Origin of the sequence: Photorhabdus viridis (assembly GCF_040256935.1) — a bacterium.
Classification (GTDB): Bacteria; Pseudomonadota; Gammaproteobacteria; order Enterobacterales; family Enterobacteriaceae; genus Photorhabdus; species Photorhabdus viridis.
Window position 1 is genome coordinate 1 of sequence record NZ_JBEJZY010000367.1, and the last position, 290, is coordinate 290.

1 protein-coding gene is annotated in these 290 nt (G+C 62.4%); it reads right to left on the reverse strand.

What is annotated here, in order from left to right:
- A partial coding sequence (locus ABR397_RS25595) for an AMP-binding enzyme (protein WP_350307843.1) occupies window positions 1-290 on the reverse strand: 290 nt, incomplete at both ends.

Consider the following 290-nt stretch of genomic DNA (forward strand, 5'->3'; position numbering starts at 1 on the left):
CGGTCCAGCTTGCCGTTCGGGGTCAGCGGGAAAGCCGCCAGCATCACAAAGGCACTGGGCAGCATATAATCGGCCAGCTGCTGTGCCAGTTGCGGGCGTAAATCCGCCGGCGTCAGTGCAGCACCCGCCTGCGGCCGGACATAGGCCACTAACCGTTTATCCCCCGGGATATCTTCGCAGGCGATAACGGCTGCTTCCGCTACCCCCGGACACTGGGTCAGGCGCGCTTCTATTTCCCCCAGCTCAATACGGAAGCCACGCAGCTTGACCTGAAAGTCGTTACGGCCCAG